General features: G+C 33.8%; 3 protein-coding genes. 2 read left to right on the top strand and 1 reads right to left on the bottom strand.

All coding sequences use genetic code 11. The features are described 5' to 3' along the window. Positions 1-979: 979 nt before the first annotated feature. A complete protein-coding gene (locus tag ABT232_RS38205) occupies positions 980-1,870 on the bottom strand; it encodes an IS982-like element IS982B family transposase (RefSeq protein ID WP_351849380.1) in 891 nt (296 codons plus the stop codon). Positions 1,871-1,980: 110 nt separating this feature from the next. Here ABT232_RS38205 and ABT232_RS38210 point away from each other — a divergent pair, with 110 nt between their 5' ends. Together ABT232_RS38210 and ABT232_RS38215 are read left to right on the top strand one after the other, a co-directional pair. Further along, positions 1,981-3,177, top strand: a complete 1,197-nt coding sequence (locus ABT232_RS38210; protein WP_015082999.1) for a M20 family metallopeptidase — start codon at positions 1,981-1,983, stop codon at positions 3,175-3,177. A 90-nt stretch (positions 3,178-3,267) separates the two neighbouring features. Continuing rightward, positions 3,268-3,937 (top strand): type ISP restriction/modification enzyme (locus ABT232_RS38215; RefSeq protein ID WP_351849382.1); only part of this gene is annotated, 670 nt, incomplete at its 3' end.

Genomic DNA, 3,937 nt, shown 5'->3' on the forward strand with positions numbered 1-3,937 from the left:
TTCCCTTTTTTGTAATCGCACCAGCGATTAATCCGATTAATGCACCAACAATTAATGACCAAATCATAAGCCACCTCTTTCTAAAGATTATAATCTTTTTCTTACTTTAATTTAGCACTTTTAGAACGCGTATTCAAGAGATGTGATTCATTTTTTTAATTTACTAACCCAATAATTATAGCACTTCAAATAACAAGAAAATAAAAAAGCCAGCATTTGCTGGCACTTATGTTTAAGGTACTCCATTAAACACATCTCTCTATTTTTGACCTTAAGACTATCTATACGGTATTATTTTACCGTACTAATCAAAAACTGCTCTTCTTAATCTAAGCGCAGGCGCTAAAAACTGATCATTATGTGCTGTGATCAGTTTTTTTGTTTTAATTTTCTCCTTTTTATAAATATTGATAAAGATTCATTTATATTTTATTGGACTACAATCAAATATTTAAACACAAAATGAACAATATCTTTCGAAAATAATTTTTGAGTTCAGTTTTAAATAAATATTTCCATCAAAAATCTCAGTCATTAATTTTAAAATCTCCATAGTAAAATTTACTTCTGACTGAAAGAGATTTCTCATTATAAAAAAAGAAAAAATTTTTAAAAGGGAATTTAATGATTTTCACTCTAGAAATAATAAGTTTCGGAAAAATTTTTGTTATTCCGAAACATATAATCGACAAAAACGCATGGTTAAGCGGTTCTAGTTTTTCAAAAGTTTAAAAAACAATAAAAAACGATTTTTATGGCAACTTTATGAGAGTATGAGGATATTTTTAATCAAAAAATCGCTTATAAATTGCAAGTGATTTTAGTTGTTGATATAAATATTATGCTATTTTTAAAGTGTCTTAAACAAAAGCAAAACGTATATTCTGAACTTAAAACACGATTCGTCAGAATATACTTTTTTTTCTAAATTTTGAACAATATTCTTTTTAATTATGATATAACCCGAATTGCTAGTTGATTATTTATCCATGACTTGATACCCGATAGAATATCTTAAAGTCTCTGGTTCCAGTGATTTAGCTGATTTTAACAGTAAAGAATACGCTAAAAGTATCATCTCTAATTTCAATTGAAAACCTTGAGGCGAATGACTTTTACAACGCTCAGCTCCTAGATTTGTCAAAAAAGAGAAAACTCGCTCAATCACTTTTCTACGTTTTGAAAAATTAGGGAAAAGGATTTTCTTTTGCTTCATGTTCTTCCTGACAGGTGTAATTAGATCAATTCCTTTTAATTCCAGCCTATCATGCAGTGACTGACCTAGATATCCCATATCTCCAAGGACTGTTGGTGTCCCAAATTGACTCAACACTTCCTCGGTCATTGAACGATCAGCCATTGAAGCAGGAGTAATTGTGTAGTCTATGACATAGCCTGATTCACTGACTAAAGCATGACATTTACATCCATAGAAGTACTGTCCCTTTGTAGAATTGTAGCCAACATTTGCATAATCTCCAAGAACTTTGCTTCTGAAATTACGAATAGGCTGACACAAAGGAATGGGGAAGCTGTCAATAATGGATACACTAATTCCTTCAACCTCTTTAAAGACGAGTGCTTGGCGAATGACTTGGATACTCGGTAAGAGGGCATTACAACGGCGGACAAAGCGAGAATATTCTAGGAAATTAGGAAATAAACTTTGAGCCAATTGGTGCTTAGCTTTAAGTGTTTCACTAAAATGCAGTACGCCCCAGAGGTAACAAGCGATAACTAAGCAATCTGATGTTGCGAGATGGACGTTCTTTCGGTTTTGAACCTCAAGGGGAACACTCGTTTGATAAAGCGTCTCAATGGTTGTCAGTAAATAAACAAAAACTTTTGGAAGTGTGCTATTATAAGTCATATAAGTCGTGCGCTTTCTAATGCTTAGTGGTTTAAGATTAGGATAGCACGACTTATTTATTTTCCAATGAAATCAACTAGCAATTCGGGTAGAAAGTTTAGAGGTATCATATGAAACTACTTAATAATTTGTTGACTAGCTTAACACAATATGAGAATGAAATGATTCAAATTAGGCGTCATCTTCATCAATACCCAGAAATTTCTTTTCAAGAAAAAGAAACATTTAAGTATATTATGGGCTTTTATAAAGAACTTGACTGTGAACCAAAACTTATCGGAAAGGGATTTGGAATCATCGTTGATATTGAAGGTGGAAAATCCGGAAAAACTCTTGCGTTGAGAGCAGACTTTGATGCTCTTGCTATTTTTGAAGATAATGATTTAAGTTTTAAATCGGTCAATCCAGGAGTAATGCATGCCTGTGGACACGATGCACATACTGCATATTTGATGGTACTTGCTAGAGAACTAGTAAAAATAAAACAAGAACTTCCGGGAAGAGTTAGAATTGTCCATCAACCAGCAGAGGAAGTATCTCCTGGTGGTGCCAAAGGTATGATTAAAGCAGGAGCTCTTGACGGTGTCGATAATATGATCGGGGTTCATGTGATGACTACAATTAAAACAGGGGTCATTGCCTATCATAATAAAGAAACTCAAACGGGACGTTCTAATTTCACCATTACAATCAAAGGAAACGGAGGTCACGCTTCTATGCCACAATTAAGTAATGATGCAATAGTAGCCGCTAGTTACTTTGTAACTGAACTCCAAACAGTAATTTCAAGAAGAATAGATCCATTTGACATGGGTACTGTAACTATTGGATCATTTGATGGAGCAGGAAGTTTTAATGCTATACAAGATAAAGTAGTGTTAAAAGGGGATGTTCGGATGATGAAAGAAACAACTAGAAAAGTCATCCGAGACCAAGTGAAACAAATTGCTAAAGGCGTTGGAGTAACCTTTGGGGTTGAAGTGATTGTAGATTATGACGATAACTATCCTGTACTCTTTAATTCAGAAAATCTCACTCACTTTGTAGTTGACAGCTTAAAAGATCAGAATATTTCAGAAGTCAATAATATAGTCGATTTAGGACCACAAAATCCTTCTGAAGATTTTTCATATTATGGGCAAGTTGTACCAAGTACTTTCTTTTACATTGGTGCACAGCCTGAAGACGGCGGAAATTATCCCCATCATAGCCCTTTATTTAAAATGAATGAGAAAAGTATTTTAATCGCGGCTAAAGCAGTTGCAACTGTAACTATAAACTATCTATTTTTCAATAAAAAAATGTAGATTTACAAATAGCAAGATTTGTAGCTAAAGTTGCTCCTTCGTTATTTAATAAACTTATAAAAATATTTCTATCCTCTGTCCAGAAAAAGGTTGTATTATGGACGAGATTTAATTCACCGTCCGTCAAACTACGATACTGCGATGTCACTTAATGACAAGGTTTTGTATGTGTCCACAAATTCCGAGTTCTCTGTCTTGATGACAAATAACGTTCCAGAATATGCGTTGCTTACGTCCGGTAAAGGTTTTTTGAAGAATTTGGAAGATACGACAGGGCTTCTTGACGTTAAATATGACAATGTAGTAGGCAATTATGATATTGATAAGGCTGACATTGTTTATTATGTGTATGGTTTGCTTCATTCACCCGAATATCGGGATATGTATGCCAATGATTTAAAAAAGAGCTTGGCGCGGATTCCGCTAGTCCGAAATAAAGAAGCGTTTATTCGGATTGGAAAGGAGTTATCTAATCTGCATCTGAATTACGAGAAACAAGTGTCATACCCTGGAGTGACGGTGTCAGTTAGCTCTGATGATTATAAAGTGACTAAGATGAAACATCCTAAAAAAGGAGCCTTAGACACTATTATTTTCAATAATTCAATAACTATCTCGAACATACCAGAGAAAGCTTATGAGTATGTGGTTAGTGGAAGGCCAGCTATCGAATGGATTATTGATCAATATCAAGTAAAAACAGATAAAAAATCAGGAATAACGGATGATCCTAACGAATTTAGTGATAATCCTAAATATA

The organism is Streptomyces sp. NPDC001532, from assembly GCF_040298625.1.
GTDB lineage: Bacteria > Actinomycetota > Actinomycetes > Streptomycetales > Streptomycetaceae > Streptomyces.